Annotated in this window: 23 protein-coding genes; 16 read left to right on the top strand and 7 right to left on the bottom strand. The window is 55.9% G+C overall.

Translation table 11 applies throughout. The annotated features are described in order from the left end of the window. The first annotated feature begins 25 nt into the window (after window positions 1–25). A complete protein-coding gene (locus tag AAFN83_RS08165) occupies window positions 26–1,663 on the top strand; it encodes an ATP-binding cassette domain-containing protein (RefSeq protein WP_347768496.1) in 1,638 nt (545 codons plus the stop codon). Between the two features lie 146 nt (window positions 1,664–1,809). Here the strand turns inward: AAFN83_RS08165 and AAFN83_RS08170 are convergent, their stop codons facing one another. Together AAFN83_RS08170 and pgmB are read right to left on the bottom strand one after the other, a co-directional pair. Continuing rightward, window positions 1,810–4,122: a glycoside hydrolase family 65 protein gene (locus AAFN83_RS08170; RefSeq protein ID WP_347768497.1), complete on the bottom strand. Its 2,313-nt coding sequence runs from the start codon at window positions 4,120–4,122 to the stop codon at window positions 1,810–1,812. Then, window positions 4,119–4,799, bottom strand: a complete 681-nt coding sequence (gene pgmB / locus AAFN83_RS08175) for a beta-phosphoglucomutase (protein ID WP_347768498.1) — start codon at window positions 4,797–4,799, stop codon at window positions 4,119–4,121. Before pgmB ends, AAFN83_RS08170 begins: the two co-directional genes overlap by 4 nt. Window positions 4,800–5,272: 473 nt before the next feature. Here pgmB and AAFN83_RS08180 point away from each other — a divergent pair, with 473 nt between their 5' ends. Continuing rightward, window positions 5,273–6,250 carry a DMT family transporter gene (locus AAFN83_RS08180; protein WP_347768499.1) on the top strand — a complete coding sequence of 326 codons (978 nt, stop codon included), beginning with the start codon at window positions 5,273–5,275 and terminating at the stop codon, window positions 6,248–6,250. 81 nt (window positions 6,251–6,331) lie between these two features. Here AAFN83_RS08180 and AAFN83_RS08185 read toward each other — a convergent pair whose 3' ends face one another. Further along, a complete protein-coding gene (locus tag AAFN83_RS08185) occupies window positions 6,332–7,201 on the bottom strand; it encodes a DegV family protein (protein ID WP_347768500.1) in 870 nt (289 codons plus the stop codon). A gap of 254 nt (window positions 7,202–7,455) precedes the next feature. Here AAFN83_RS08185 and AAFN83_RS08190 point away from each other — a divergent pair, with 254 nt between their 5' ends. The 4 genes from AAFN83_RS08190 (at window position 7,456) to AAFN83_RS08205 (ending at window position 10,473) form a co-directional block, all read left to right on the top strand. Continuing rightward, complete coding sequence (locus AAFN83_RS08190) at window positions 7,456–7,815, top strand: BlaI/MecI/CopY family transcriptional regulator (RefSeq protein WP_347768501.1); 360 nt, start codon at window positions 7,456–7,458, stop codon at window positions 7,813–7,815. A 10-nt stretch (window positions 7,816–7,825) separates the two neighbouring features. Continuing rightward, a complete protein-coding gene (locus AAFN83_RS08195) occupies window positions 7,826–9,445 on the top strand; it encodes a M56 family metallopeptidase (protein ID WP_347768502.1) in 1,620 nt (539 codons plus the stop codon). A gap of 188 nt (window positions 9,446–9,633) precedes the next feature. After that, window positions 9,634–9,987 carry a hypothetical protein gene (locus tag AAFN83_RS08200; protein WP_347768503.1) on the top strand — a complete coding sequence of 118 codons (354 nt, stop codon included), beginning with the start codon at window positions 9,634–9,636 and terminating at the stop codon, window positions 9,985–9,987. Window positions 9,988–10,071: 84 nt separating this feature from the next. Beyond that, window positions 10,072–10,473, top strand: coding sequence for a hypothetical protein (locus AAFN83_RS08205; protein ID WP_347768504.1), 402 nt, complete (start codon window positions 10,072–10,074; stop codon window positions 10,471–10,473). A 138-nt stretch (window positions 10,474–10,611) separates the two neighbouring features. On the opposite strand, the gene AAFN83_RS08210 is transcribed toward AAFN83_RS08205, so the two are convergent. After that, entirely contained in the window at window positions 10,612–11,061 is a 450-nt protein-coding gene (locus tag AAFN83_RS08210; RefSeq protein WP_347768505.1) for an AbrB/MazE/SpoVT family DNA-binding domain-containing protein, read from the bottom strand. A 216-nt stretch (window positions 11,062–11,277) separates the two neighbouring features. On the opposite strand from AAFN83_RS08210, the gene AAFN83_RS08215 reads away from it, so the two are divergent. The 3 genes from AAFN83_RS08215 to nagZ all read left to right on the top strand — a co-directional run bounded on the left by AAFN83_RS08215 (window position 11,278) and on the right by nagZ (window position 14,149). Beyond that, a complete protein-coding gene (locus tag AAFN83_RS08215) occupies window positions 11,278–11,790 on the top strand; it encodes an acyl-CoA thioesterase (RefSeq protein ID WP_347768506.1) in 513 nt (170 codons plus the stop codon). Between the two features lie 278 nt (window positions 11,791–12,068). After that, window positions 12,069–12,290 (top strand): cold-inducible protein YdjO-related protein, encoded by a 222-nt coding sequence (locus AAFN83_RS08220; protein WP_347768507.1) that lies wholly within the window; start codon window positions 12,069–12,071, stop codon window positions 12,288–12,290. Window positions 12,291–12,523: 233 nt separating this feature from the next. Then, entirely contained in the window at window positions 12,524–14,149 is a 1,626-nt protein-coding gene (gene nagZ, locus AAFN83_RS08225) for a beta-N-acetylhexosaminidase (RefSeq protein WP_347768508.1), read from the top strand. Between the two features lie 149 nt (window positions 14,150–14,298). Here nagZ and AAFN83_RS08230 read toward each other — a convergent pair whose 3' ends face one another. Continuing rightward, complete coding sequence (locus tag AAFN83_RS08230) at window positions 14,299–15,639, bottom strand: hemolysin family protein (protein WP_347768509.1); 1,341 nt, start codon at window positions 15,637–15,639, stop codon at window positions 14,299–14,301. A 263-nt stretch (window positions 15,640–15,902) separates the two neighbouring features. Here AAFN83_RS08230 and AAFN83_RS08235 point away from each other — a divergent pair, with 263 nt between their 5' ends. The 4 genes from AAFN83_RS08235 (at window position 15,903) to AAFN83_RS08250 (ending at window position 20,158) form a co-directional block, all read left to right on the top strand. Next, window positions 15,903–16,592, top strand: a complete 690-nt coding sequence (locus AAFN83_RS08235) for a response regulator transcription factor (protein ID WP_347768510.1) — start codon at window positions 15,903–15,905, stop codon at window positions 16,590–16,592. Next, the gene (locus AAFN83_RS08240) at window positions 16,585–17,700 is read left to right on the top strand and encodes a sensor histidine kinase (protein WP_347768511.1); all 1,116 of its coding nucleotides are present in this window, start codon (window positions 16,585–16,587) and stop codon (window positions 17,698–17,700) included. Before AAFN83_RS08235 ends, AAFN83_RS08240 begins: the two co-directional genes overlap by 8 nt. Before the next feature lie 78 nt (window positions 17,701–17,778). Next, window positions 17,779–18,687 (top strand): D-alanyl-D-alanine carboxypeptidase family protein, encoded by a 909-nt coding sequence (locus AAFN83_RS08245; protein WP_347768512.1) that lies wholly within the window; start codon window positions 17,779–17,781, stop codon window positions 18,685–18,687. 79 nt (window positions 18,688–18,766) lie between these two features. Further along, entirely contained in the window at window positions 18,767–20,158 is a 1,392-nt protein-coding gene (locus AAFN83_RS08250; protein WP_347768513.1) for a TrkH family potassium uptake protein, read from the top strand. 91 nt (window positions 20,159–20,249) lie between these two features. On the opposite strand, the gene pdaA is transcribed toward AAFN83_RS08250, so the two are convergent. Then, on the bottom strand, window positions 20,250–21,137 hold the full coding sequence (pdaA, locus tag AAFN83_RS08255) for a delta-lactam-biosynthetic de-N-acetylase (protein WP_347768514.1): 888 nt from the start codon (window positions 21,135–21,137) through the stop codon (window positions 20,250–20,252). Between the two features lie 330 nt (window positions 21,138–21,467). On the opposite strand from pdaA, the gene AAFN83_RS08260 reads away from it, so the two are divergent. Further along, a complete protein-coding gene (locus AAFN83_RS08260; RefSeq protein ID WP_347768515.1) occupies window positions 21,468–21,632 on the top strand; it encodes a hypothetical protein in 165 nt (54 codons plus the stop codon). A gap of 130 nt (window positions 21,633–21,762) precedes the next feature. Then, the gene (locus AAFN83_RS08265) at window positions 21,763–22,461 is read left to right on the top strand and encodes a DUF554 domain-containing protein (RefSeq protein ID WP_347768516.1); all 699 of its coding nucleotides are present in this window, start codon (window positions 21,763–21,765) and stop codon (window positions 22,459–22,461) included. Window positions 22,462–22,509: 48 nt separating this feature from the next. Here the strand turns inward: AAFN83_RS08265 and AAFN83_RS08270 are convergent, their stop codons facing one another. Continuing rightward, window positions 22,510–23,325 carry a TspO/MBR family protein gene (locus AAFN83_RS08270; RefSeq protein ID WP_347768517.1) on the bottom strand — a complete coding sequence of 272 codons (816 nt, stop codon included), beginning with the start codon at window positions 23,323–23,325 and terminating at the stop codon, window positions 22,510–22,512. A 146-nt stretch (window positions 23,326–23,471) separates the two neighbouring features. Here AAFN83_RS08270 and AAFN83_RS08275 point away from each other — a divergent pair, with 146 nt between their 5' ends. Further along, the gene (locus tag AAFN83_RS08275; RefSeq protein ID WP_347768518.1) at window positions 23,472–24,254 is read left to right on the top strand and encodes a GNAT family N-acetyltransferase; all 783 of its coding nucleotides are present in this window, start codon (window positions 23,472–23,474) and stop codon (window positions 24,252–24,254) included.

Here is a 24,254-nt window from a genome sequence, read left to right on the forward strand (position 1 = left end):
TTAAAATAAGCGAGTTGAGTAAATTTTGAAGCGTTATATTCGTGCGATTCGGCAAGTTGCCCTTATGGATATTATTTTTTCCGGTTTATATTCTTTGATGCTGGCCTTCATGCCTTATTTGCAAAAACTTCTCTTTGACGGGAAGTTTGGTTTTCATAGTCAAGGGTTGCTTCTACTAGGGAGTTTGTATCTGGGTTGTATGCTTTTAAGTGCTATTTTCCAGTACATTTCACAAACGCACACTTGGAAGACTGGGGTGGCTTTCCACTTAGCGGTAAAATCTGATCTGTTTCGAGCGCTCTCTCAATACTCCTTCAAACGCTTTTCAAAAAGAGATAAAGGCGAATATACGTCCATGTTGAACAACGATGTCCAGCTCCTATCCACTCAATTTGTGGATGCGTTTGTTGATATCATCAAGTCAGGGCTTATGCTGGTGATCTCAGCCATCTTTGTTTTCCTTCTGGTCGATTATCGAATAGCCATTGTCTTGCTCGCATCTTCCTTGCTTGCCGTCTTTGTCCCTAGGCTTATGTCGGATAAGCTGTCGAATACCCGTAAGATGTACCAGGAGCAGTTGGGGCATTACTTTTCTCGCATTCAGGATCTTTGGGAAGGTTTCAAGAGAATTCATGCCGTTAATCGTGAACACGTCAATGAGGTACATGAAGGCATTTTGCAGGAGACAGAGGGGAAGAAGCTGGCTTTCGGCATTCGGAAGACTCTTGCCAACATCGTGAATGGATTTGTTATGGATTTCGTCAAACTCATGGCCTTCTTGACGGTGGGCTATCTGCTCATACGCGGAAAGATCAGTGTGGGGACAGGGATTGCCACATTTGGCTATGTGGAAAGTTTTATTTATCCCATACGCTATATTTTAAATGACGTAAACGATATCCACTCCACTCGCGAGGTGAAGAAAAAGCTCCTTGGCTTCCTGGAAGAAGAAAAGGAAGAGCGTCCCGTAATTGCGGAATTCCGACAGGATATTGAGTTCAAAGGTGTGGAAGCTCGTCTTGAGCATTTTTGTCTGGCGCCCTTTCATTTTACATTTGAGAGAGGAAAGGCTTATGCGATTATAGGTCGGAGTGGCTCCGGAAAGTCCACCCTGCTTGATGCTTTTATGGGCTATGTTGACCTGGAGCAAGGTTGCGTCCTTGTGGATGGGGAGGACACGACGGGGAAGGATCTGTCGCCTATTTGTTTTCATCTTGATCAGCGAGCACATCTATTTGCAGATACCCTCGAGCAAAATGGGACTGATTTTGGGAGTTATCCTTCCGAAAGAGTGGACGGGGAATTGGCCAAGCTTCGTTGGGAGAAATTAAGTCGGCTTAAGACGGAACGGAACGTTCAGGTGGCCAGTGGGGGAGAAAAACAGGGAATCCATTTCCTGCGACTGCTTGTAGCTGACTCTCCAATCCTTCTTTTGGATGAACCTTTTTCCGCGATGGATGAGCATCGTACGGACATCATGTTACGTCACCTGCTTTCACTGGAGGACAAGACGATCATTTTGATTACACATAAGCTGTCTAAGGCTCATCTAGAGCAGTTTGATGAGATCTTACTACTGGAAAACGGCGTTTTGAAGCAGTCAGGATCATGGGAAAAGATCGAAATTTCACCCGAATTCGGCTCGTTATCCGTGGGACATTGAAGAAGAATCCAAGAACGATTTATCAAAATTGGAGGGGCTGTTCAAGATCCTCCTGCCCCCCAATATGACAAAGCCCTCCTTACACGCTCTCCTCATTTGAGGAAAGGGGTAAGGAGGGCTTTCGATCTTTTTGTTGGGCTGTGTGCCTAGACGAGCACGCGCTCCTGCTTCCACGTGCCGTGCGGCTCCAGCGTGCCTTCGTTGCCGCAGACGGAGAGATCCGCCGGGATGTCTGTCTCATTCACGATCTCGATCGCGTCCGCCTTGGCGGTCACCTTCAGGCGAGCGCCGCGGAACACAACGCGGAAGGAGAAGGCGCTCCACTGGGCGGGGACAACCGGATTCAGCACGAGGCGGCCATTCGTCACGCGCAAGCCGCCGAAGCCGTGCACCACCGCCATCCAGGTCCCGGCCATGCTCGTGATGTGGCAGCCGTCCTCGGTGTCGTTGTTGTAGTTATCGAGGTCGAGGCGGGCCGTGCGCAGGTACATCTCGTAGGCTTTCTCCTGATAGCCGAGCTCGCAGGCAAGAATAGCGTGCACGCAGGGAGAAAGCGAAGATTCGTGAACCGTAAGCGGCTCATAGAAATCGAAGTTGCGCTTCTTTGTCTCCCGGTCATAGCGATCGCTGAGGAAGTAGAGCCCCTGCAGCACGTCGGCCTGCTTGATGTAGCAGGAGCGGAGGATACGGTCCCAGGACCACTTCTGATTAATCGGCAGGTTTTCGGCGGCAAGCTCCCGAACCGGGATGATCTCCTTGTCGAGGAAGCCGTCCTGCTGAAGGAAGATGCCTCTCTCTTCGTCTGTCGGATAATACATCCGGTCGATGATGTCCTTCCATTTGCCGGTTTCCTCTTCGGTCAAGCGAAGCCGTTCCGTCAATTCGCGATACCGATCCGGTTCTTCCGTGCTCAAGTAGTTCAACGATTCAAGGGTGTATTCCAGCGTCCAGACGGCGATGCGATTCGTGTACCAGTTGTTGTTGACGTTGTTCTCGTACTCATTGGGCCCGGTTACGCCCAGCATGACGTACTTGTCTTTCATCGCAGAAAGATGGACGCGTTCTTCCCAGAAGCGCGAAATTTCCACGAGCACTTCCAAGCCGTATTGCCCCAGATAAGCTTTATCCCCCGTATAATTCACATAGTTAAAGATCGCATGGGCGATGGCTCCGTTGCGATGAATCTCTTCAAAGGTGATTTCCCATTCGTTGTGGCATTCTTCTCCGTTCATGGTCACCATCGGGTACAGCGCGCCTTTGGTGAAGCCGAGCTTGCGGGCGTTCTCTTTCGCTTTCTCCAGATGCTTGTAGCGGTAGATGAGAAGGTTGCGGGAGATCGACGGATCGTGCGTACTCAGGTAAAAGGGAACACAATACGCCTCCGTGTCCCAATAGGTGCTGCCGCCGTATTTTTCACCGGTGAAGCCCTTCGGTCCGATGTTCAGGCGATCGTCCTCGCCGCTGTAGGTTTGGTTCAATTGGAAGATGTTAAACCGAATCGCCTGCTGCGCGGAAGGGTCGCCCTCGATGACGATGTCGCCTTCCTTCCAAACGTCGGCCCAGGCATCGGTCTGCTCTTGAAGAAGGGAGGCGAAGCCAGCGGTCTTTGCTTCCTGAACGAGCTTTTCGGCGGTCGGCAGAAGCTGGCCGAGCCCATAGTTGCGCGAGGTGACGTTTGCTGCGTATTTATAGAGAACGAGTTCTTCGCCTGCGGCGGTGTCGACGCTGAAGGTGTGAGAGACGAATTTCTCGCGTTCGTTTCGCTCCGGTTCGATGGGGAGGACTTGCCCGTTTTTGGTGACGCAGTATTCCATCACGGAAGTAACGTGGAAATCCAGCTTCTTGGTTTTGACCGTCAGGTGAGCGGAGGTGTCGTTCGTTCCGCGGCTGACCTCCAACCAGAACTTCTCGTCGTAGTTAGAATCCTTGTTGACGACATCTCCGTCGAGATAAGGGGTAAGGCGAATTGATCCAGAGAAATTGAGCGGCTTGATCGAATAACGAATGGCGCCAATCTCTTGGCGCTTCTTGCTTACGAAGCGAATGGCGTCGATCTCGACCTCTTTGCCTTCCTCGAGGGTGGCGGTGAAGCGGCGGGACAGGTAGCCTTCCTTCATATGAAGAGTGCGGACGAAATCATGGACCTTGACCTTATGAAGATCAAGCGGAACCCCGTCGATCTCTACGCCGATGCCGATCCAGTTGGTGGAATTGAGCACCTTGGCGAAATAATCGGGGTAGCCGTTCTTCCACCAGCCGACCCGGGTTTTATCTGGATAGTAGACCCCGGCCATGTAGCTGCCGGAGAGAGAGGAGCCGCTGTAGGCTTCCTCGAAGTTGGCACGCTGGCCCATATAGCCGTTGCCGATGCTGAAGATGCTTTCGGAGAGTTCGTGGGTGTGGGCATCAAAGCCCTCTTCGACGATCGCCCATTCATCGATGCGAAGGTATTGGTTCATCTTGGAATCTCCTTTGTGGATGTAGGTAAGGTAGTCAATTGCTCCAGGGTCATCGCTTCCAGAGAAGGAACGACAAGAGTCGCTTCATGCAAAATATCAGGAGAGCCGATGCCGACGCTCCGCATGCCGCCTCGCTTCGCGGCCTCGATGCCGGCCGCGGCATCCTCGAAGACGATGCAGGCCGAGGGCTCGACGCCAAGCGCTTCCGCGCCCAAGAGAAAGACTTCCGGATCGGGCTTGGCCGTCTGGGTTTTCGTTCCGTCAATAATGGCGTCAAAATGGGCGTAAAGCCCGGTATTGTGTAAAATGAGCGAAGCGTTCTTGCTGGCGGAACCGAGGGCAACCTTAAGGTTGGCGTCTCGGCAGGCCGAGAGAAAGTCCAGAGCACCGGGCAGGATTTCCGATTCATTCATGCGAGAGATCATCTCTACGTACCACTCATTTTTTCGAGCGGCCAGCCGTTCTCGTTCTTCCGGTGAATAGGTTAATCCGCCGAGGGAAAGGAGGATGGAGAGGGACTCCATTCGGCTAACTCCCTTCAGTCTCTCGTTGTCCTCTTGCGTGAAGGGGATGTCGAGCTCATCGGCGAGTCTCCTCCAGGCAAGATAATGATACTTGGCTGTGTCGACGAGTACGCCGTCCAGGTCGAACAAGCAAGCTTGGATTGGAAGTGTCATATCATCTCTCCTTCACAGAGTACAAGCGTTTGCATGATCCCCTTCGAAATGCCAGGAGACGAGTCGGGAAATGGAAGCGGAGGATGAGCAGATTTCCTTACCCATTCTAGCCTTCTTGCATAGGGGGTATTCCTGTAACGGCAGACAGGATGTCTTCGAAATCAGTGAAACCGTTTGCGCTACAGAGTCATCTTAATGCAAATTGTGCTCCTTGTAAATAGAAGGTTTGCAGAACTTTCCTCTAGAATCGAGAGGTTAACCTCCTAAAGTAAACGATTACATCGATAAAATAACGCATTTTGGCTTTTTTATGGAAAAGGAAACTGTGCATGTTTCAAAAAATAAGATGCGCAATCGTGCAAATAAAGAGAGGAATACTCTTTTTCCATTTTGTGAAATAAGGAAGGGATGGATGTTCTCCCGGGCAAGCCTGTGCTATAGTCGGTACAACTTGTTGGGCGAGGAGGCTCATCGTGCGATCCATTGGATTTGGCCTTGGGGCAGCATTCTTTTTTGCATTTTCGTTTATTTTGAACCGCTCGATGGAGCTGGCCGGAGGCAGCTGGTTGTGGAGCGCATCGCTTCGCTACCTGTTTATGCTGCCCTTCCTGCTTCTACTTGTAATAGGGCGCCGCAGCCTGGCTCCGCTGCTCGCCGAACTGAAGAGGGCTCCAGGCACATGGCTGCTCTGGAGCACGATAGGCTTCGGTCTGTTCTACGCTCCTCTCTGCTATGCTGCCGCGTATGGGCCTGGCTGGTTGACGGCCTCCACCTGGCAGATCACCATTCTCTCCGGGACGCTGCTCGTGCCGTTGTTCCACGAGACGAGGATGACACCTGCCGGGCCGCAAAAGGTGCGCCGCCGCATACCCAAAGCGTCGCTCGCGCTGTCCGCGGTGATTCTTGTCGGAATCGCACTCGTGCAGGCTGAGCACGCAGGTGCACTTACGCTTCGAGAAGGGGTACTCGGCGTCCTGCCTGTACTGGTCGCCTCCTTCGCGTACCCGCTCGGCAACCGCAAGATGATGGAGCATTGCGAGGGGAGGCTGGATGCCTATCAACGTGTGCTCGGGATGACTTTGGGGAGCCTGCCGGTCTGGATCGGGCTCGCCGCGATCGGCTATGCGGTCGCCGGTGCGCCTTCCGTCGGGCAAACCGTCTCCTCGCTAACCGTGGCGATCTCCTCCGGTGTTATCGCGACACTGCTATTCTTCCACGCCACCGACTTGGCCAAGGGAAGCATGCAACAGCTTGCCGGGGTAGAGGCGACGCAGTCCATGGAGGTCCTCTTCGTGGTGGCCATCGAGCTTCTTCTGGGCGGCCCGACGCCTGCGGCCGTCTCCTGGATGGGGATGGCGCTCGTCATGATCGGCATGGTGCTGCAAAGCTACGCGTCCTCCCTTCCCTCAGGTCGCTTTGCGCTCACTCGTCGAAGAGCGCCGCGCGCCTAAAACCAAACAGGCCCTTCCCGAATGATCCCGGGAAGGGCCTGTTGCATGTTGATACGAATGGAGTTGTTTGTCGTGCGTTCGTTACGAGACCGCGTTCCATTCCTGGTTCAGGAAGTAGATGGCCATCGTGCCGGGGCCGGAGTGGGCGCCTACCGAGGCACCGATCATGGAAATGACGATTTCGGGAGTACCGAAGGCTTCCCGAATCATCGCGGCGAGCTGCTCGGCGCCTTCCAGATCGTCACCATGGCTGATGCCGATGGTTTGCTTGTCGAGAGCGACGCCGCGCTCGCGAATGATTTCGATCATCCGCTGGAAGACCTTCTTGCGTCCGCGCACCTTCTCGATGGGGATCAGCTTGCCGTCCTCTACATCCAGAATCGGCTTAATTTGCAAAATGCCGCCGATGAACGCCGCAATCGGACTGACTCGCCCGCCGCGCAGCAAATACTTCAGATCGTCCACCGTGAAGATATGCTCCATGTGGCGGGCGAAGAAGGAGGCGGCCGCCAGCAACTCCGCCATGCTTTTGCCCTGCTGAGCCAATTCGGCGATCTTCAACACGACCATGCCTTCCCCGAGGGAGGCACATTTCGTATCCAGAACCTCCAGCTCAAAGTCGGGGTATTGTTCCAGGATGTCATTTTTGACCATCACCCCGGTCTGATAGGTTCCCGACAGCTCGGAGGAGAAGGCTAAATACAAACAGCTCTGTCCTTGCTCAGCGTAAGGCTTCAGGCGGTCGTACAAGGTTTGATAGGAGATTTGGGAAGTCTTGTAGACTTTCCCCTCCCGCATCCCGCGAAACAGATCGGCGGGGTCCAGGGTGACGTTGTCCTCGTACTGCTGGTCGCCGTCAATGACGAGCAGCGGAACGACTTCGATGTCATAGCGCTGAATGAGCTCCTTCGGCAAGTCAGCCGAGCTGTCCGTAAACAATTTGATCGTCATCTCTTAACTCCTTTTAGCCCGGGAGAACCGGGGGAATCCGCATGCTTGTAACCCCATCATACCATTACTTACCCTGCTGTGAACATTCGGGAGAGGGGAATTCGGGAAAAAGAAACGCACTCCCCGCTCGATTGGCAGCGTTTTCTCAAAATTCGAGAGCGACAGCATGAAACTACTCGGGTAGTGTTGACAATGACAAACGACTGAAGTAGTATGGAATTGTCACCAGACGACTGCAGTAGTGAGGAGGAGCTATGGAGAATAAGCTGTTTGATTCCGAGTTGAAGGTAATGGATGTCCTTTGGAAGGAAGGAGATACGACAGCCAAGAGGATTTCGGATCTTCTCAAGGAGCAAGTGGGATGGAACATGAACACGACCTATACACTGATCAAAAGATGCATAGCGAAGGGGGCAATTGAGCGCAGAGAGCCGAATTTCCTCTGTCATGCCCTCATTCCCAAGGAACAGGTGCAGGAGAAGGAAACAACAGAATTGATCAATAAGGTGTTTGACGGCTCGGCCGATCTGTTGTTTGCCTCCCTCTTAAGCCGAAAGAATCTGTCAACGGACGAGATTGAAAGGCTAAAGCAGCTTGTTCATCAATTGAAATGAGGCGTTCCGTATGGGAATTGTGGAAATGAGTTTGACGGCTTCTCTCCTGATTGTGGTCATTGTGATCGTTCGAGCCCTTGCTCTGTACAAGCTGCCCAAGAAGACGTTTCTCATCTTGTGGGGGGTTGTGGTCTGCCGCTTGCTCATTCCATTTAAGGCTCCTGCAAGCATCAGCCTCTACACAGGGGTAGAGAAGCTCAAGGATAGGTTGAGCTTAAGCTCTCCTGCGAGTCTCCCGGCAGAAGGAATTCAACCGATTAAGGCGGGCTTCCGGGCGGGCTTCCAACCGCCAAGCGCAAGTGATCTGGTTGGCAGCCCTGCGCCCGATTCTTCTCAATCGCCAATGGTCCTGATATGGCTGGTTGGAGTATGTGCCTGTGCGATCTTCTTTTTGGTTGCGTACATCAAGTGTCGCAGGGAATATCAAACCTCACTTCCGGTTGAGGATGCGTTTGCCGATCGATGGCTGAGGGAGCATCCCTTGCGGCGGCCGGTGCAGATTCGGCAAAGCGACCGGATCAAGGCGCCGCTCACCTATGGAGTTTTTCACCCTGTGATCCTGATGCCAAAGAATACGAACTGGGCAGATGAAGAAAAGCTGCGTTATATCCTGATGCACGAATTCGTACATATCCGGAACTTCGACACCTTGAAAAAACTGCTGCTGACGACTGCGGGATGTGTACACTGGTTTAACCCTTTTGTATGGATGATGGTTGGATTGGCCAATCGAGATATCGAGCATTCTTGTGACGAAGCGGTGGTGCGGTCCTTCGGCCAGACGATGAAATCGTTCTATGCCACCGTTCTGGTCAACATGGAAGAGGCCAAGAGCGGGCCCAGTCCCCTCTCCAGCCATTTCAGCAAAAATGCCATTGAGGAAAGGATCGTGTCCATTATGAAAGGAAAGAAACCCTCTCTACCGGGAATCCTGCTTGCCCTCACCCTCGCAGTCGGGATTCCTGCTATCTTTGCCACCTCCGCTGCGTCAGCAACTCCCCAAGAGCAACAGGGGCAACGGGAAAAGACCCAAGCAGGGCTGGATCAAGCGACGGTCCCAAAGGCAGAGCCTTCTGTTGCATCAGCAGCCCTGTTTTCGTACACGGACAAAACGGATGGGAAAACCTATTACAGCTGGGATGAAGGGAAGACCTGGGCGGCTCTGACAGACGAGGAATTCGCGGCCAAGTACCCGACGCCGGATGTAGTGTGGTGGACGTATGAAGACTACAAGGCGTGGCTGGATCAGGAAAAGGAAGCCCTAAAGAACATCATCGGCGAAAAGGGCTGGAATCCCACGGATGGATGGTATGTCTGGACACAAGAGCGTGTTGATGAAGCGATCAAGCTTTACGAGCAGCAGCTTCAGGAGATCAGAGAAGGTAAGAAGATTTCGAAAACGGTGGACGGCGGGGATGACATTACCTTGTCCTATGATGAGGGGAACGTGGAAGTCGGAGCGTCCTATGGCTTGATCGTTACTCTTGATAACGGAGAGCAAAAGGACCTCGGCCATTATCTCACCAAGGAGGAGCTGCGCAAGGCAGCCGAATCCTTCTGCAAGGAGCTGGTGGCGGCCGGAAAGATGACCCAACAGGATGCCGATAAAATCATGAAAGGACTTCAATAAGAATGGCGTAACACCCAAGGATGGACAGCGCGCACACGATCGACCCGCTCCAACCGTATAATGAAGGAAAGAGAAAAAGGGCCGCTGTTCCTTCATAGGGCATTTCTTACTCTACTCCGGGTTGGTCTGGCGGTGGGAGTATGGTATCCTGAAAGCAAGACCTGCCCGCAAAGGAGGGATCGCATAAGATGAAATCGGCCACTCGCTCGCCTCGCGCTATTGCTTGGCTGCTGCTTGCTGCCTTTTTCCTGTTCGCGTATCCCACTCCTTCGTTGACGGAGCAGCCGGATTCCCCCTACTCCAGAATGACGCAGGGGGAGGGAGCCGTCTCCATGGCGGCGATGCCCAAGGCGAAGCTTCTTCCCGGCAAGCAGCAGCTCTTTTACGGCAAGACGCTACCCGCCCTGCTGCTCGTAGCTGCCGCTTGGCTGGTCCACCCGCTGGTGTCGACCATCTTGAGGTTCGGCCGGAGAACGGCATCCACAGGGTTGAGGCTCCGGGCACTCCTGCTGCCCCTTCAGGTTTCCTCCCGATACATTTAATAGCCTCCTACCGGATCATGACGGGAAGCATTCCGCTCTATGCGGCTGCTGAAAGCCCCATCATTGAAACGAGGAGGTATGCTCATGCAAGACGAATCCGTTCTGGCTCCATCAACCGCGATGTGGAATGAAGCGGCGGACATCACGCTGTTCGGCATCCCCATCCATCTGGACTCCGTGATTCACGGTCTCGTGCTGTTCGGCCTCGCCTTTATTGCCATGTTCTTCTTCATGCAAGGTTCTCGCTCCACGCGCAAGCTTCACGTGGAGAGCAGCTGGCCCCGTATGGTAAGGGCCATGCTGGAGCAGGAACTGGACCGCGAGGTGGCCGTCGCGGCTCCGGGAAGAACGAAGCAGCCCGAAGACGCGACACTCGTCTTCTTCGTCACACGCTCCGAGGAGCAAGAGGTCATCCGTCTGATCCGCGAGATCGACGGGGATGCTGTCATCACGGTGGAAGCATCCGGGTTTTCCTCTCGTGAGTGAGGCAGAAGATAGACCGATCCGGTTGTTGATCGGACTTTACCGAAGACTCCCATTGCCGCAGGCGATGAGAGTCTTCTTGTCTTTATGTGAAACGAAAAAAGCGCCGATTGCTAATCGACGCTTCGTGTGTGGGAGTCTTCAGAGCTTGAGCTCTTTCTTTAGCTGGCTGATGCGGGCTTGGCTGATGCCCAGCTTGGCGGCCAGGTCTTTCTGACTTGCTCCGGGATGGTCGGCGAAGGCTTGTCTCAGCCGCTCCAGCATCTCGGAGGTTTTGCCGCGCTTGCGGCCGGAAGGTTCGGTTTCGCGGCGGACGGGAGTCGGCTTGTAGACGGCGGACACTTGGCCGGTCTTCAGCTCTTCAAGACAAGTGGAACAGATGAATTGCTCATGGTAGTAAGTAACGGTGTCCAGCCGGCGGCAAAATGCGCATTCCGTGGATTTGTACTTTCGCATCACGATGGTGTAATCATCGGTGATAAAGAACTCCAGCGGATCCCCGATCTCGATGTTTCTGGTCATGCGGATCTCGGTCGGGATGACGATTCGGCCCAAGCTGTCCAGGTTGCGGACCATTCCGGTATTTTTCATAAGGCTCCCTCACTTGCGGCAAAGTGAATTTCACAGCTTAACTATAACAGATTTTATTTAAGAAGCGTACTGGAAAAGGGCCAAAAATGGAAAAAATAACTCATTTTCGGCCGCATTCGGCTATTTTCGACAAAGAGTTTGCCTCTCTTTTGATTTGAGGCGGTTGAGGTATAATGAAGGGCAGGAAGCACGCAAGCGAGAGAAGGGGAGTCGACCATGGAAGCGAAATATGTGAGGGAGACACGCTGTTACAAAATATCCAGAGTCTTTCCCTTTGATGTAAATAACCATTATACCCTGTTCGGAGGCAAGCTGATGTCGTACATCGACGATATCGCCTCCATCTCGGCTGCGAAGCTGTGCCGGGCAACGACGGTGACGGCGTCCGCCGACTCGGTGGATTTTCTGTACCCCATTCGCATGACGGATTCGGTGGCGCTGGAATCGTATGTCACCTGGACGGGGAGAAGCTCGATGGAGGTCTTCGTCAAGGTGGTGACCGAGGACTTGAAGACGGGAGAGCGCCGCATTGCCGCGACGTCCTTTTTGACCTTCGTCGCCTTGGACGACGAGGGCAAGCCCCTTCAGGTTCCGCGGGTCATTCCGGAGTCCAAGGAGGAGCACGCGCTGTTCGAAGCGGCCGAGCGCAGGGCCGAGATGAGGAAGCAGCGGCGATCGGAGAGCAAGCGGTTCGCGGAGCATCTGAGCACCGAGTCCCCTTGGGAATAGCTGGGATGAATGCTTTTTCGGCTGATTTGTCAATACTTGAATTGTCTCCGTCAGGCCTATATAATGCGTAGAGCGTGTTTGCAAACCCATGGCATGACCGGAATCGGCCTGGTACGGGTTTGCAAACACGCTCTACGGGTTGTTTTCTCCACGGCCGTCCGGCGCTGGAGAAAGGATAAGGTTTGCACGGGTGGAGGGAGCCGCGCGCTTCGTCCGCCTTTGCTTTCCCAAGAAAGGGCATAGAGGCTCTTTGCTTACCATCATGAGGAGGAAGTCACGTGGGTTTAACAGAAGAAGCAACAGAGAAACCAGCATTAGAAGCAACACCGATCTACCGTTGCAAGGATTCGGACTGCAAAGCTTGGGTTCGGGAAGAGTTCCTGCCCGATGACAAAGCCTGCCCCATCTGCAAAGGGCCGATGCTGAAGAGCATCAAGCACCTGCCGCCGACGGGCAAGCCGAAGAAAAAGGCGAAGGCTGCGGCCAAAACCGCTCGATAGGCACCCGCCCGATTTCCTTTGAATACAGGCAGACCGGCGACCCTGCCGCTGCTCGAAACCTCTCGCATTCCTTGCGGGAGGTTTTTTATTTCGATTGATACCTAGCCAGGAACAGGAACGGAGCGCCAGAAGGAGAAATTGTCTAAGAGATTCCTTTTTTCAAGGGGCTTCCTCCCGCATTTGAAGAAAGCGCTTTAGCGAGATCGAGATTCGAGATTCGGAAGGTGAAGAGCATGTGGACTAGCAAGAACTGGACCTTGGAGCAAAAGGTAGGGCAACTGGTGATGGCCGGCTTTGACGGGCTGACGCCAACCGAGGGGATTCTGGATTTGATCCGTGACGAGGGACTTGGCGGCATCATCTATTTTCGCCGGAACATCGGGGACCCCGGGCAGACTGCCCGGCTGTCCCGCCTGCTTCAAGAAAAGAATGCGGAAGCCGGGGCGGATGTCCCTCCGCTTATGATCGCCATTGACCAAGAGGGCGGAATGGTGTCGCGAATCGACCGCGACATCACGCTCACCCCAGGCGCTATGGCCTTAGGTGCAGCAGGCAGCACCCGGCTTGCTTACGAGACGGCAAAGATCAGCGGGCGGGAGCTTCGACTGCTTGGCATTAACGTGAACTTTGCTCCCTGTCTGGATGTGAACAACAACCCGCTCAATCCGGTCATCGGCGTTCGCTCCTACGGGGAGGACCCGGCTTTCGTCGGGGAATTGGGCACGGCCGCAGTACGCGGCTATCAGGAAGCGGGAGTCGCCGCTACCGTCAAGCACTTCCCCGGTCATGGGGACACGGAATTTGATTCCCATTACGGGCTGCCGCGGATCGCCCATGACACGGAGCGGCTCCGGCGTGTGGAGCTCGCACCGTTTCGTCAGGCGATCGCCGAAGGAACGGATGCGGTCATGACCGCGCATGTGATCTTCCCCGCCTTTGAGTCGGAGCCCCTGCCTGCGACGCTGTCGCGAAACGTGGTGACGGGGCTCTTGCGCGGGGAGCTCGGCTATGACGGCGTCATCTTCTCCGACTGTCTGGAGATGCACGCGATTTCCCGCCACTTCGGTGTGGCAGAGGGAGCGGTGCTTGCAATTGAGGCGGGTGTCGATGTCGTCCTGGTCAGCCATACGCTGGAGGAGCAGCGCGCGGCGATTCGGGCAGTGGTCCGCGCGGTGCGCGAGGGCCGCCTGTCCGAGGAGCGGATCGAGGAGTCCGTCAAGCGCATCCTGGCTCTCAAGGAGAGACGAGGCATGGAGCAGCCGCCTTCCGTGCGGGTGGAGGAAGTGGGTAAAAGGCTTGGCCTCGAGGAAGATTGGCAAACGGTGCGGGAAGCCAGCGAGCGGAGCATTACGCTGGTGAAGGACACCGCCGGCAACCTGCCGCTTCGTCTCCATGAGCCCACGCTGGTTGTTTGGGCGGAGCCGCGCGAAGCCACACAGGTTGTCGAGGTCATCGAGCAGGAAGCTACGCTCGGCACCGCACTGCAGTCGTACTTGGCGAAGGTGCATGAGGTACGCCTCGGCCTCGATCCGGCCGAAGCGGTCGTTCGCGAGCTTCTCAAGGAGGCGGAGGGGTACTCCCAGGTCGTGGTGGCCACCCACAACCCGGTTTCCCGCCTTCCCGAGGGCCAGGTGCAGCTCGTGAAGAGGCTGGCTGCTCAATCCGGAATTAGACTCGTGGTGGTCTCCACGCGGAACCCGTACGACCTGAATGAGTTCCCTGCCATTCCGACCTATCTGGCGGCCTATGAGAACCGCCCGCAAGCGATGGAATCGCTTGCCCGCGTCCTGGTCGGAGCAGTACCCGCCCGCGGCAGGCTGCCGGTAACGATCGCCGCAGCCGCTGCCGAAGCAGAGTAACGCGAGGCGACAGAAGACCTTGAACCCAATGTGAACCGATCGGTCCCAAGCAAAACAGCCCTCTCCCGGCTAGAGCATGCGTTCCATGCTCGATTCCGGGAAAGGGCTGTTCGGTTTTGCAGGAGGAGGGCTCTAGCAGCTTACGTTCGTCAGCCGGATGCGTCCTCGAGCAATTCTTCGTGGTAAGGAAGGGCGTGAATGGTCACGCGTTCGATTCGCAGGTTGTCGAGCTCGGCAATCTCGAAGATGATGCCGTCGTACAGCACCTGCATGCCGACACGCGGTTTCTCCTCCAACTGCTGGTAGACCCAGCCGGCGACGGTGTCGACCTCTTCGTCTTCAATGTCGAGGTGGAACAGGTCGTTCAGCTTGTCGATGAGGAAGCGGCCGTCCACCGAGGTGTACGAATCAAAGACCTCGACTTCGGGTCGCTCTTCCTTCCATTCATCATGGATGTCCCCCACGATTTCCTCGAGGATATCCTCCATGGCAATGATCCCGGCCATGCCGCCGTACTCGTCGACGACCACGGCCATATGGACGCGTTCGCGCTGCATAACCTTCAGCACCTGGCTGATTTCCATCGATTCCGGGATGTGGGGAACCGGGCGAATCATCGGCTCAAGCTTGATGACGGCGCGATCTTCGGTCAGTGCGGCGTTGTAGACGTCTGCGGAGAGAACAAATCCGAGGACGTTGTCCTTCTCTTCGAAGACGACCGGGTAGCGAGTATGGCGCGTCTCCATGACGGAAGCGAGGTTTTCCTCAAACGGAAGCTCGGCATATAAGCATTCTACGACGGTCCGGGGGATCATCACTTCCCGGGCCAGCCGCTCGGAGAATTCAAAGATATTTTCGACAAGGGTCAGCTCGTTTTGGTCGATATGGCCGCCCTTCTGACTTTCCTTCATGAGAATGCGGATTTCTTCTTCCGTGTGGCTCGCTTCATGCTCGCTTGCTGGCTCGATGCCGATCCAGCGCAGAATGGTGTTGGCTGCGCCGTTCAGAAGCCAGATGATCGGGTACATCAACCGATAGAACCAGAGGAGCGGCGCGCTCAGCCAAAGGGAAGTGGTCTCCGCCTGAAAAATGGCGATGGATTTCGGAGCAAGTTCTCCGAGGACGATATGAAGAAAGGTGATGACAGCAAAAGCGACCCCTAAGGAAACGGGGTGGATGAAGGACTCGGGCGCATTCGCCCATTCCATGATCGGTTTGACGATCAGATCGGCGATCGCCGGTTCCCCTACCCAACCGAGGCCGAGGGAAGCGAGGGTAATACCGAGCTGGCACGCAGACAAATACGCATCCAGCTTGGATGCGACATGCAGGGCTACCTTTGCCTGGCCGTTACCGGCTCCTGCGAGCTCCGACAAGCGGGTGGCACGAACCCGAACCAGGGCGAATTCTGCTGCCACGAAAAACCCGTTCAACAGAACGAGCGCCAAAACCAAAATAAGATTCCATAAAATTGTTAGACCATCTTCCAACCTGTCATCCTCCCCGCACGCGGGTAAGGACATTCACCTCCGGGATTCTTGAGTGATGGATGAAACGCTGACTCTAGAAATGTATGCGTCAACTTTCCAACTCAATCACCCCCCTTTTTTCAATATTATATGGGAATGGGCTGGAAGACACAACATCATAAGATTTCTTAAGAATGGAGCGAGAGCAGGACAGGGAAGGATTTTATTGGGTATAGTAGGGGGAGCAAACGGGAAAACCCGCAGGATTGAAGGAGAAATAGACGATGAACTACCGGATTCTGATCGTGGACGATGATCCGGCAATCGCCGGACTCGTTCGTATTTATATTGAGCATGAGGGCTGGACGTGCGTTATGGCCGGCAATGGGGAGGAAGGCCTCGAAGCACTCGCGTATGAGGAATTCCACCTCATTGTGCTGGACGTGATGATGCCGAGGATGGACGGCATGGAATTTTGCCGGAGGGTACGGGAAACACGGTCTCTCCCGATCCTGATGCTCAGCGCCAAGTCCGAGGAGATGGACAAGATCGCCGGGATGATGACGGGGGCGGATGATTACCTCGCAAAGCCGTTTCATCCGCTGGAGCTGGTGACCCGCATCAAGTCTCTTCTAAGGAGAGCCTACCAATACAACCGGCAGGAGCCGCATCCGGAAGGGGTCATCCGCATCGGCCCGCTCGTGATCGACAGTAGGACACACAGCGCTGAGGTGAACGGCCGGAACCTGCATTTGACCTCGAAGGAATTCGCTATTCTGCATCTGCTGGCAAGCCAGCCCGGCCGTGTGCTGAGTGCGGAGGCCATCTTTCGCCAGGTGTGGCAGGAGCACTATTTTGATTCCAACAATACCGTGATGGTGCACATCAGCAACCTCAGAGACAAGCTGGAGCGCGAGATGCGCGAGCGCATTCTGGTCACGGTGTGGGGAGTGGGGTATAAGATCGATGGGTAATCCTGCACGCAAAATGATCCGCCGACTCATTCTGCAGCTCATTGCGAGCATGCTGCTGACGGTGGTCTTTCTCTCCTTCTTCGACCGAATCTATGACGCCGTAATCCGTATGGCGTACCGCTACCCTTCACTGCGCTTGTTCCAGATTGTGAATAGTCTGGGCGGTGTTCGCATCATCGTCCCGCTGATGGCGGGGGCTCTGGTCATCGTGTTCATGTGCCTGTTCAATCTGCCGAGGTATCTTTATTATGGCAAAATCCTGCGCTCGGTGGAGCGCGTATCCTCGGGGGATGTGCGCGAGACGATCCCGGTGCAGCAAAATAACGAGCTCACGGACCTGGCCCGGGGCATCAATGGACTTGTTCGGCGCATGCATGCTTCGCTGGAGGAGGAGAGAAGGGCGGAGCAGACCAAGAACGAGCTCATCACGAACATGTCGCACGACCTGCGAACGCCGCTCACCTCGCTCATGGGGTATTTGGAGCTGGTGGATCAGGATCGGTACCGCGACGAGGTGGAGCTCCGGCATTATGTAGCCATCGCAAACGAGAAGGCGGTTCGTCTGAACGAACTGATCCGCGATCTGTTCGATTACACGCGGATGCAGAACCGGCAGCTGCCCAGCGAACGGCATCCGATCGACCTTGCCGAGCTCGCGGGCCAATTGCTTACGGAATATCGGCTATCGCTCCTGGAGCAGGGGATGGAAGGGCGGATGTCCCGTCCCGCCGGAATGCTGCAGGTGCTGGGAGACGCTCGCCAGCTTACCCGGGTCTTCGAGAATCTGCTCTCCAATGCGATGCATTACGGCAAGAGCGGCAAGTTCATCGATATGACGGTCCGCCGGGAAGGGCAGACCGCCGTCGCCGAGATCATCAATTACGGAGACCCGATTCCTTCCGTTGACCTCCCGTATGTCTTCGACCGCTTCTACCGCGTGGAGAAGTCACGAAGCGAGCACACGGGCGGCTCCGGGCTCGGCCTTGCGATCGCCAAAGGCATCATTGAAGGACATGGAGGAAGCATCGAGGCCCAGAGTGATGAGGGGCGAACCGTATTCCGGTTTCGACTGCCGCTTCTAGACAACCAGCAGCTTAAGAAATCTTAAGGGTTTCTTAAAGGGGGCTTAAAGTCGGCCTTTTATACTGATCCCATCCAATTGAGAGAGAAAGGGATGGGAGAGGTTATGAAACGTTGGTTGGCCGTACTTCTGATCGCACTGGGGATCTTTGTCCTTGTCAAAGAATGCGGGCTGTCTCTTCGTCTCCCCTCATTCGCGGAACCTGCCGGGACGCCGGAGAGCCTCCAAGGACTGGACGCCGGCTCTGTCTTCTTGTTCGACATGACCGATGGCAAGGTGCTCTATGAGCGGAGCAGCCATCAGGCTTTGCCTCCTGCGAGCTTGACGAAGATGATGACGGAATATGTGCTGTTGGACAAGCTTGCGGCTGGGGAGATCGACTGGTCGGATGAAGTCCCGGTCAGCGCTTATGCCGCACAGGTTCCCGGAGCGGGGATGGGAGCAGAGGAGGGAGAACGCTGGACGGTGCGCGACCTGTTCGCGGCGATGGCCGTCCATTCGGCAAATGATGCCGCTGTGGCGCTCGCCGAATATGCAGCGGGAAGCGAGAAGGTGTTTGTGAAGAACATGAACGAGGCAGCCCAGGAGCTCGGGCTGGAGGATACGGTGTTTTACAATGCGACGGGACTCGGACAGAAGGACATTGCGGAAGTGTCGCCGGAGCCGCCCGGCAAAGACAACCGCATGTCGGCAAGGGATGCCGGGGTGCTGGCAGCCGCCTTGATCGACACGTACCCCGAGCTTCTTGAGGTGACGAGCGAGCTTACCGCCAGCCTAAAGGGGGGTGAAGTGGTGCTGCCGACCACGAATGAAATGCTTCCCGGCGGCCGATTCGGCTTCCAAGGCAACGATGGGCTGAAGACAGGGTACACCACGGCCGCTAAGTACTGCTTCGCCGGTACGGCCAGTCGAGAAGGGAAGCGACTCGTCACCGTGGTGATGGGCGCCTCGACGCCGGAAGCCCGATTTGAGGAGACGCGCAAGCTTCTGGATTACGGCTTCGGGGTCAATTAGCGGCTGTTCCACAGAGGGACCTCCCATCTTTACTTTCCCGAGAGAGACTTATACAATGGGCTGGAAAGCGTTCGATTGAATGAACCGGAAAGGAACCGATATCTTGAAACGGTCTGCGATTGCCCGGTCTTTCCGCCTGGCTCGTCTTCATCCTCCCCAGGTGCTGGCCCTGGGGTTTCTTGTCATCATCTTCATCGGAGCCTTCCTGCTCAACTCGCCAATCGCCCTGCAGCAGGACGGAGAACTGCCGTTCATCGATGCCCTCTTCATGGCGACTTCGGCTACCTGCGTCACCGGCTTGTCCGTGGTCAATTCGGGGTTGGATTTTACCCTCTTCGGTCAACTCGTCCTGCTCACGCTCGTTCAGCTCGGCGGTCTGGGCTTCATGACGATGGCGACGCTCATCGCACTGGCCTTCAAACGCAGGATCACGTTCAAGGAGCGCCTCATTTTGCAGGAGGCCATGAATCATGGCTCGGTGGAGGGCATTGTCCGGCTGATCCGCCGCGTCCTGCTCTATTCCCTCGTGATCGAAGCGGTGGGAGCCCTTCTGCTGACGGGTCGATTTCTGCTGGAGATGCCGGCGGATCAAGCGATCTACTTCGGCCTCTTTCACAGCATCTCCATCTTTAACAACGCCGGCTTCGACTTGTTCGGGATGCTTCCGGGCCGTCCGGGAAGCCTGATCCATTACGTGAACGATCCCTTTGTCAACGTCGTCACGATGCTGCTCATCTTCCTTGGCGGAATCGGCTTCATCGTAATCGACGACTTGCTTCACTACCGCAAACGCCGCAAGCTGACGCTGCATAGCAAGGTCGTGCTGTCCGTATCGCTCGCGCTTATCGCACTCGGCGCCCTCGTCATTCTTGTCTTCGAGTACACGAACCCGCTGACACTCCAAAAGTTGGGGGAGCCGGGCAAGCTGCTTAGCTCCTTGTTCCAGTCCGTGTCGATGCGGTCAGCCGGCGTCTCCACGCTGGACGTTGCCTCGATGCGGCAGGCGACTCAATTTTTCACGATTCTGATGATGTTCATCGGTGCGGCACCGGGTTCCTCCGGCGGCGGGATCAAGGTCACGACCTTCGCCATCCTGGTCGGGGCTGTGATCGCCATGCTGAGAGGGCGGCAGGATATCGTCATGTTCAAGCGGCGCCTTCCGCAGGACCGGGTCTACAAGGCGATTACCTTCACCTTGTTCTCCTTCTTCTTCATCATCCTGGCGGCCATGATTCTGTCCGTAACGGAGAGCTACAACTTCTTGGGCATTTTATTTGAGGCCACCTCGGCTTATGCGACAGCAGGGCTGTCCATGGGCCTAACCGCTGAGCTGAGCATCCCCGGTAAAATTCTGCTCATGGTGCTCATGTTCGTCGGACGGCTGGGTCCGGTCACGCTCGCTTTTGCATTGACCCCGAAGCATGAGAAGGAGCTGTACCGGTACCCGGAAGGGAAGATCACCATCGGGTGATGGAAGGAAAGGATCTCCTCGGGCTATACAAGAATCGATAGCAAAGAACCATCCCGAATGCCGCATTCCGGCGAGTCGGGATGGTTCTTCTTCAATAGGTGCGGGTTGCGATGGAATCGAGGCTCTTGAACTCATAGCCGAGCTTTCTCGCGTCATCGATGATCCGTCCCAATGCCTCTGCGTTGTCGCGGGAAACGGAGTGGAGGAGAATGACGGCCCCGGGGTGAAGCTGGGCCATGACCTGCCGGTAAGCGTACTCGGCCCCCCGCTGCTCGTTCGGGTCCCAATCCTTGTAGGCGACGGACCAGAACACGTTGGAGTACCCTTCCTCCGCCGAGACACGAAGCACGCGTTCGTTGAAGATGCCGCGCGGCGGCCGGAGGTACGCCATATCGGGTTTCCCCGTCAGCTTCACAACAGCCTCCTTCACTTTGGCCAGCTCCTCGCGGATTTTGGCGTCGGAGACTTGGGTCATGTCCGGATGGCTCCACGAGTGGTTGCCGACGAGATGTCCCTCTGCTGCCATTCGCTTCACCAGCTCGGGCTTGCTCAGGACATAATGCCCGGTCAGGAAGAAGATGGCCGGCACTTTTTTGTTACGGAGTGTATCCAGGATGGGCGGCGTGTAGCCGTTCTCGTACCCGTTGTCGAAGGTGAGGTAGAGCTCCTTTCCAGAACCGCCCGGGAGCGATTGGCCGCGAAAGATGGCGCTGTGCTGCTGCAGGATGGACTTAAACCCTTCCTCGTCAATGGAAGCAGGCACCCCGCCCTTGCTTCTCTTAAAGCCGAAGTGAAACGCTCCGTCTGCAGCTGCAGAGCGGGAGGGAGCGAGGGCAGAGACGGCCGATGGACGGGCAGCGGCTTGCTGGCGAGCGGCGGAAGAAGCATGAGAGCCCGTCATGGCGGTGAGAGGCAGGCTCCCGATGAGCAGGAAACCGGCCAGGGCCGCGATGCCGGGCGAACGGAAACGGCTTGGCATGGATGATTCTCCTATCCGGTTGGAATGGCGGAAATGCCCCGCTACGCGGCGCTTTTCTTACTTTTCCACCAGGAGGAAGGCTTTATGCGCGCCATTCATGAGGATGATTCTCATTGACGAAATGTCGCGTTACCGAAGTGAAGCGGCGAAATCGGGAGCATCCTTTCGTTTCCTGCTCCAAGGGTGGCAGTGGCTTCGACAAATGGCGATATTTTGCGAGGAGAGCGGATTTATCCGGTTTTATCGCTCGGTTCGAAAGCTATATAATAGAGGGCGATTGAAGTGCAGAACCAGAGAGAGAAACCAATAATCCTGGGGGAGTGGACGAACGTGACTCGTCAACCGCTGTTGGAACGCCGATCTGAAATGCTTAAGCGCAATATGCAGGAATTGATTCTGAAGCAAAATCAACGGGGACTGACCAAGCAGGATGGCAAGTACCTGCAGCAGGTCATCAAGCAATTCCATCAGAATGTGCACGAAACCGCGAAATAAGGCCATCCCGAACGAATGAGGAAAAAAGAGCCGATAAGGGCTTGGAGAAGTGAAGAAACAGGCACCCTGCTTAAGAACAGGGTGCCTGTTTTCTAAGGATAGAGCCGTTCACAAGAGGGGGAAGGTCCGATTGTTCGCAGCTTTATGGGGTACGGTTGTCAACGCGCTGGCTATTGCAGCGGCAAGTCTACTCGGTCTGGTTGTTCCGAAAATGCCGGAAACGATGCACCGAACGGTGATTCAAGCGCTCGGCATCTTCACCTGCGTGCTTGGCATCGGAATGGCGCTGAAGGGAGAGGAGACGCTCTTCCTCGTGATAAGCTTGGCGGCCGGAACGTTGGTCGGAGAAGCGCTCGGCGTGGAGCGCGGCTTTGAGCGTCTCGGGAGCTGGCTGGAGCGCAGAGTCGGCGCATCGGGTACAGGCAGGATCGGCCCGGCTTTTGTCACCTCGACGCTTCTCTTTTGCATTGGAGCGATGGCCATTCTGGGCCCGATCGAAGGTGCGACCGGACAAGGCCATTCGCTCCTGTATACGAAGGCGATTATGGACGGGATGCTGTCCTTGCTGCTGGCCTCGACGATTGGCATCGGAGTGATCTTTTCGGCTCCGGCTGTGTTCGTCTATCAAGGAGTAATTGCGCTCGCTGCCTATGCATTCGCTTCAAGCGTCGATCCTGGGGTGCTGAATGGCGCTGTTCAGGAGATCTCCGCCGTGGGCGGCGTCATGATCGTGGGCGTCGGGCTCAACCTGCTCGAAATCAAAAAAATTCGAGTGGCCAACATGCTGCCGGCGCTTGTGCTGATGGCACTCTTCGCCGCTTTTGCCTAACGTGCGCGCCTTTGCCTAGCACGTGCGTCTTTGCCTAACGCGTGGCTTTTACTTCGCGCGCTCGCGTCCTCCTCCGATCGTGATGGTTCGTCTCCCGAAGGGCAGCAGCGTGAGCATATACAGGAACAGCAGCACTGCGAGGACAAGAGCCGCGACAAAGACGGTCTTGTGATCCTGCTGTTTGACGGCGATGCCGATGTAAGCCCAAACGAAGACAGCGACAAAGGCGGGATCACGGTACTTGAAGCTGACGGCAAGGGCGATTAGCGCTCCAAGGGTGAGCACGATGACCGCCCAGGTCGAATCGGCGATGCCGAAGCCGTCCCATTCGGCGCGGTACAGGGCTATGCTGATGTTGACAATGGTGGCCACGCTCACCCAAGCCAAGTACAGACTGAAGGGCAGGCGCACCCAAAGCTTCTCTCCGAGAGTGGGCGTTCCCGGTACGGACCGGACTCGAACGTATAGGGCGATGAGGGTGAGAAGCAAGCCGATGATGACGAGCACCGACAGGTAGATGTAGTCATAATGCCACAGGAACAGCCAGAGGATGTTCAGCAGGCAGCTCAACACGAACAGGCCGTCGGTCTTACGTACGCTCTCCCGGTTTTGGTTGGCGGGGAGCGCCTGATAAATGACAAAGGCGATAAGCAGCAGGTAGATAAGTCCCCAAATCACCGGGAACACGTACCCGGCGGGCGTTACCAGGACGGGATAGGCGTCGGATATCTCCTCCGTCGTTCGGCCTCCGAGCGGCAGAGCATTCGATAAATAGTTGACGACCAACATGGCGATCAGCGCCAGTACGTTCAACCAGCGCCAACCATTTCGGCTGTTCTTCCTTGCGGATAGGCGAGTAGACAAGTCGAACACCTCCAAGAGGGGTACGGGTACGAGACCCGTCCGTTACCAAGTCTTTCTCTACATACTTATACCCACCATGCGGATAACTTGCACAGGATGTCCCATTTGGCAGCAATTAAGGGATTTCCAGGAGAAGGGAGAACCGGATGAACCATTCGCTTGAATCCAAAAAAGAGATTGCCGCCAACGAACGCCTCGCCGCCGTCACCTGGCCGGCGCTGTCCACCACTCGCTTGGGGGGCTGGGAGCTGCGCACGGCGGCGGGCTATTCGATGCGCGCCAATTCGGTTTTGCCGGCAGGACAGCCCGGTTGTTCGCTTACCGAAGCCATTCTTCATTGCGAGGAACACTATGAGCGCTTGGGCCTCGCTCCTACCGTCTTCAAGCTGACGGAGGCATCGGAGCCGCCGGAGCTGGATGACGCTTTGAACGAGCGAGGCTACCGGCGAGCGGAGGAAGTGATGGTCATGCGCAGCATGCTGCCTCTGCAAGCCCCGCCGGAAACGCGGGAGGGGGACAGGGCCGTGGAGTTTCTGCCGATGGAACCTTGGCTTGCCGAGTTCCTTCGCCTCAACCCGGGGCGCAAACGGCATGAGAAGACCATGGCACAACTGCTCTCGCGCAAGGAAGAAATGCGGCTGTTCGCCTGCCTCATGGGGGACGAAGCGGTCGTCGCCATGGGGATGGCGGTGCTGGCCGAGAATGCCGCCGGTATCTACAACATCGTCACCGCCCCTGCCCATCGCCGCAAAGGGTATGCGGAGCAGCTTATGCGGGGCTTGCTGGAGGAGGCCCGCATGCGCGGGGCGGAGTCCGCCTTTTTGCAAGTGCTTGCTGAAAATGAAGGAGCGGTATCCTTGTATGCCAAGCTGGGCTTTCACGAAGCATACCGACAATGGTACCGAGTGCAAGAAGGGCATGACGGCTAG

Origin of the sequence: Gorillibacterium sp. CAU 1737, from assembly GCF_039888655.1 — a bacterium.
Lineage (GTDB): Bacteria > Bacillota > Bacilli > Paenibacillales > NBRC-103111 > Gorillibacterium.

Coding starts and splice junctions, on each gene's coding strand:
- AAFN83_RS08170 (WP_347768497.1), bottom strand. CDS start 4,122: ATGAACCAATACCTTCGCATCGATGAATGGGCGATCGTCGAAGAGGGC.
- pgmB (WP_347768498.1), bottom strand. CDS start 4,799: ATGACACTTCCAATCCAAGCTTGCTTGTTCGACCTGGACGGCGTACTC.
- AAFN83_RS08185 (WP_347768500.1), bottom strand. CDS start 7,201: ATGACGATCAAATTGTTTACGGACAGCTCGGCTGACTTGCCGAAGGAG.
- AAFN83_RS08190 (WP_347768501.1), top strand. CDS start 7,456: ATGGAGAATAAGCTGTTTGATTCCGAGTTGAAGGTAATGGATGTCCTT.
- AAFN83_RS08195 (WP_347768502.1), top strand. CDS start 7,826: ATGGGAATTGTGGAAATGAGTTTGACGGCTTCTCTCCTGATTGTGGTC.
- AAFN83_RS08200 (WP_347768503.1), top strand. CDS start 9,634: ATGAAATCGGCCACTCGCTCGCCTCGCGCTATTGCTTGGCTGCTGCTT.
- AAFN83_RS08205 (WP_347768504.1), top strand. CDS start 10,072: ATGCAAGACGAATCCGTTCTGGCTCCATCAACCGCGATGTGGAATGAA.
- AAFN83_RS08210 (WP_347768505.1), bottom strand. CDS start 11,061: ATGAAAAATACCGGAATGGTCCGCAACCTGGACAGCTTGGGCCGAATC.
- AAFN83_RS08215 (WP_347768506.1), top strand. CDS start 11,278: ATGGAAGCGAAATATGTGAGGGAGACACGCTGTTACAAAATATCCAGA.
- nagZ (WP_347768508.1), top strand. CDS start 12,524: ATGTGGACTAGCAAGAACTGGACCTTGGAGCAAAAGGTAGGGCAACTG.
- AAFN83_RS08235 (WP_347768510.1), top strand. CDS start 15,903: ATGAACTACCGGATTCTGATCGTGGACGATGATCCGGCAATCGCCGGA.
- AAFN83_RS08240 (WP_347768511.1), top strand. CDS start 16,585: ATGGGTAATCCTGCACGCAAAATGATCCGCCGACTCATTCTGCAGCTC.
- AAFN83_RS08245 (WP_347768512.1), top strand. CDS start 17,779: ATGAAACGTTGGTTGGCCGTACTTCTGATCGCACTGGGGATCTTTGTC.
- AAFN83_RS08250 (WP_347768513.1), top strand. CDS start 18,767: ATGAACCGGAAAGGAACCGATATCTTGAAACGGTCTGCGATTGCCCGG.
- pdaA (WP_347768514.1), bottom strand. CDS start 21,137: ATGCCAAGCCGTTTCCGTTCGCCCGGCATCGCGGCCCTGGCCGGTTTC.
- AAFN83_RS08275 (WP_347768518.1), top strand. CDS start 23,472: ATGAACCATTCGCTTGAATCCAAAAAAGAGATTGCCGCCAACGAACGC.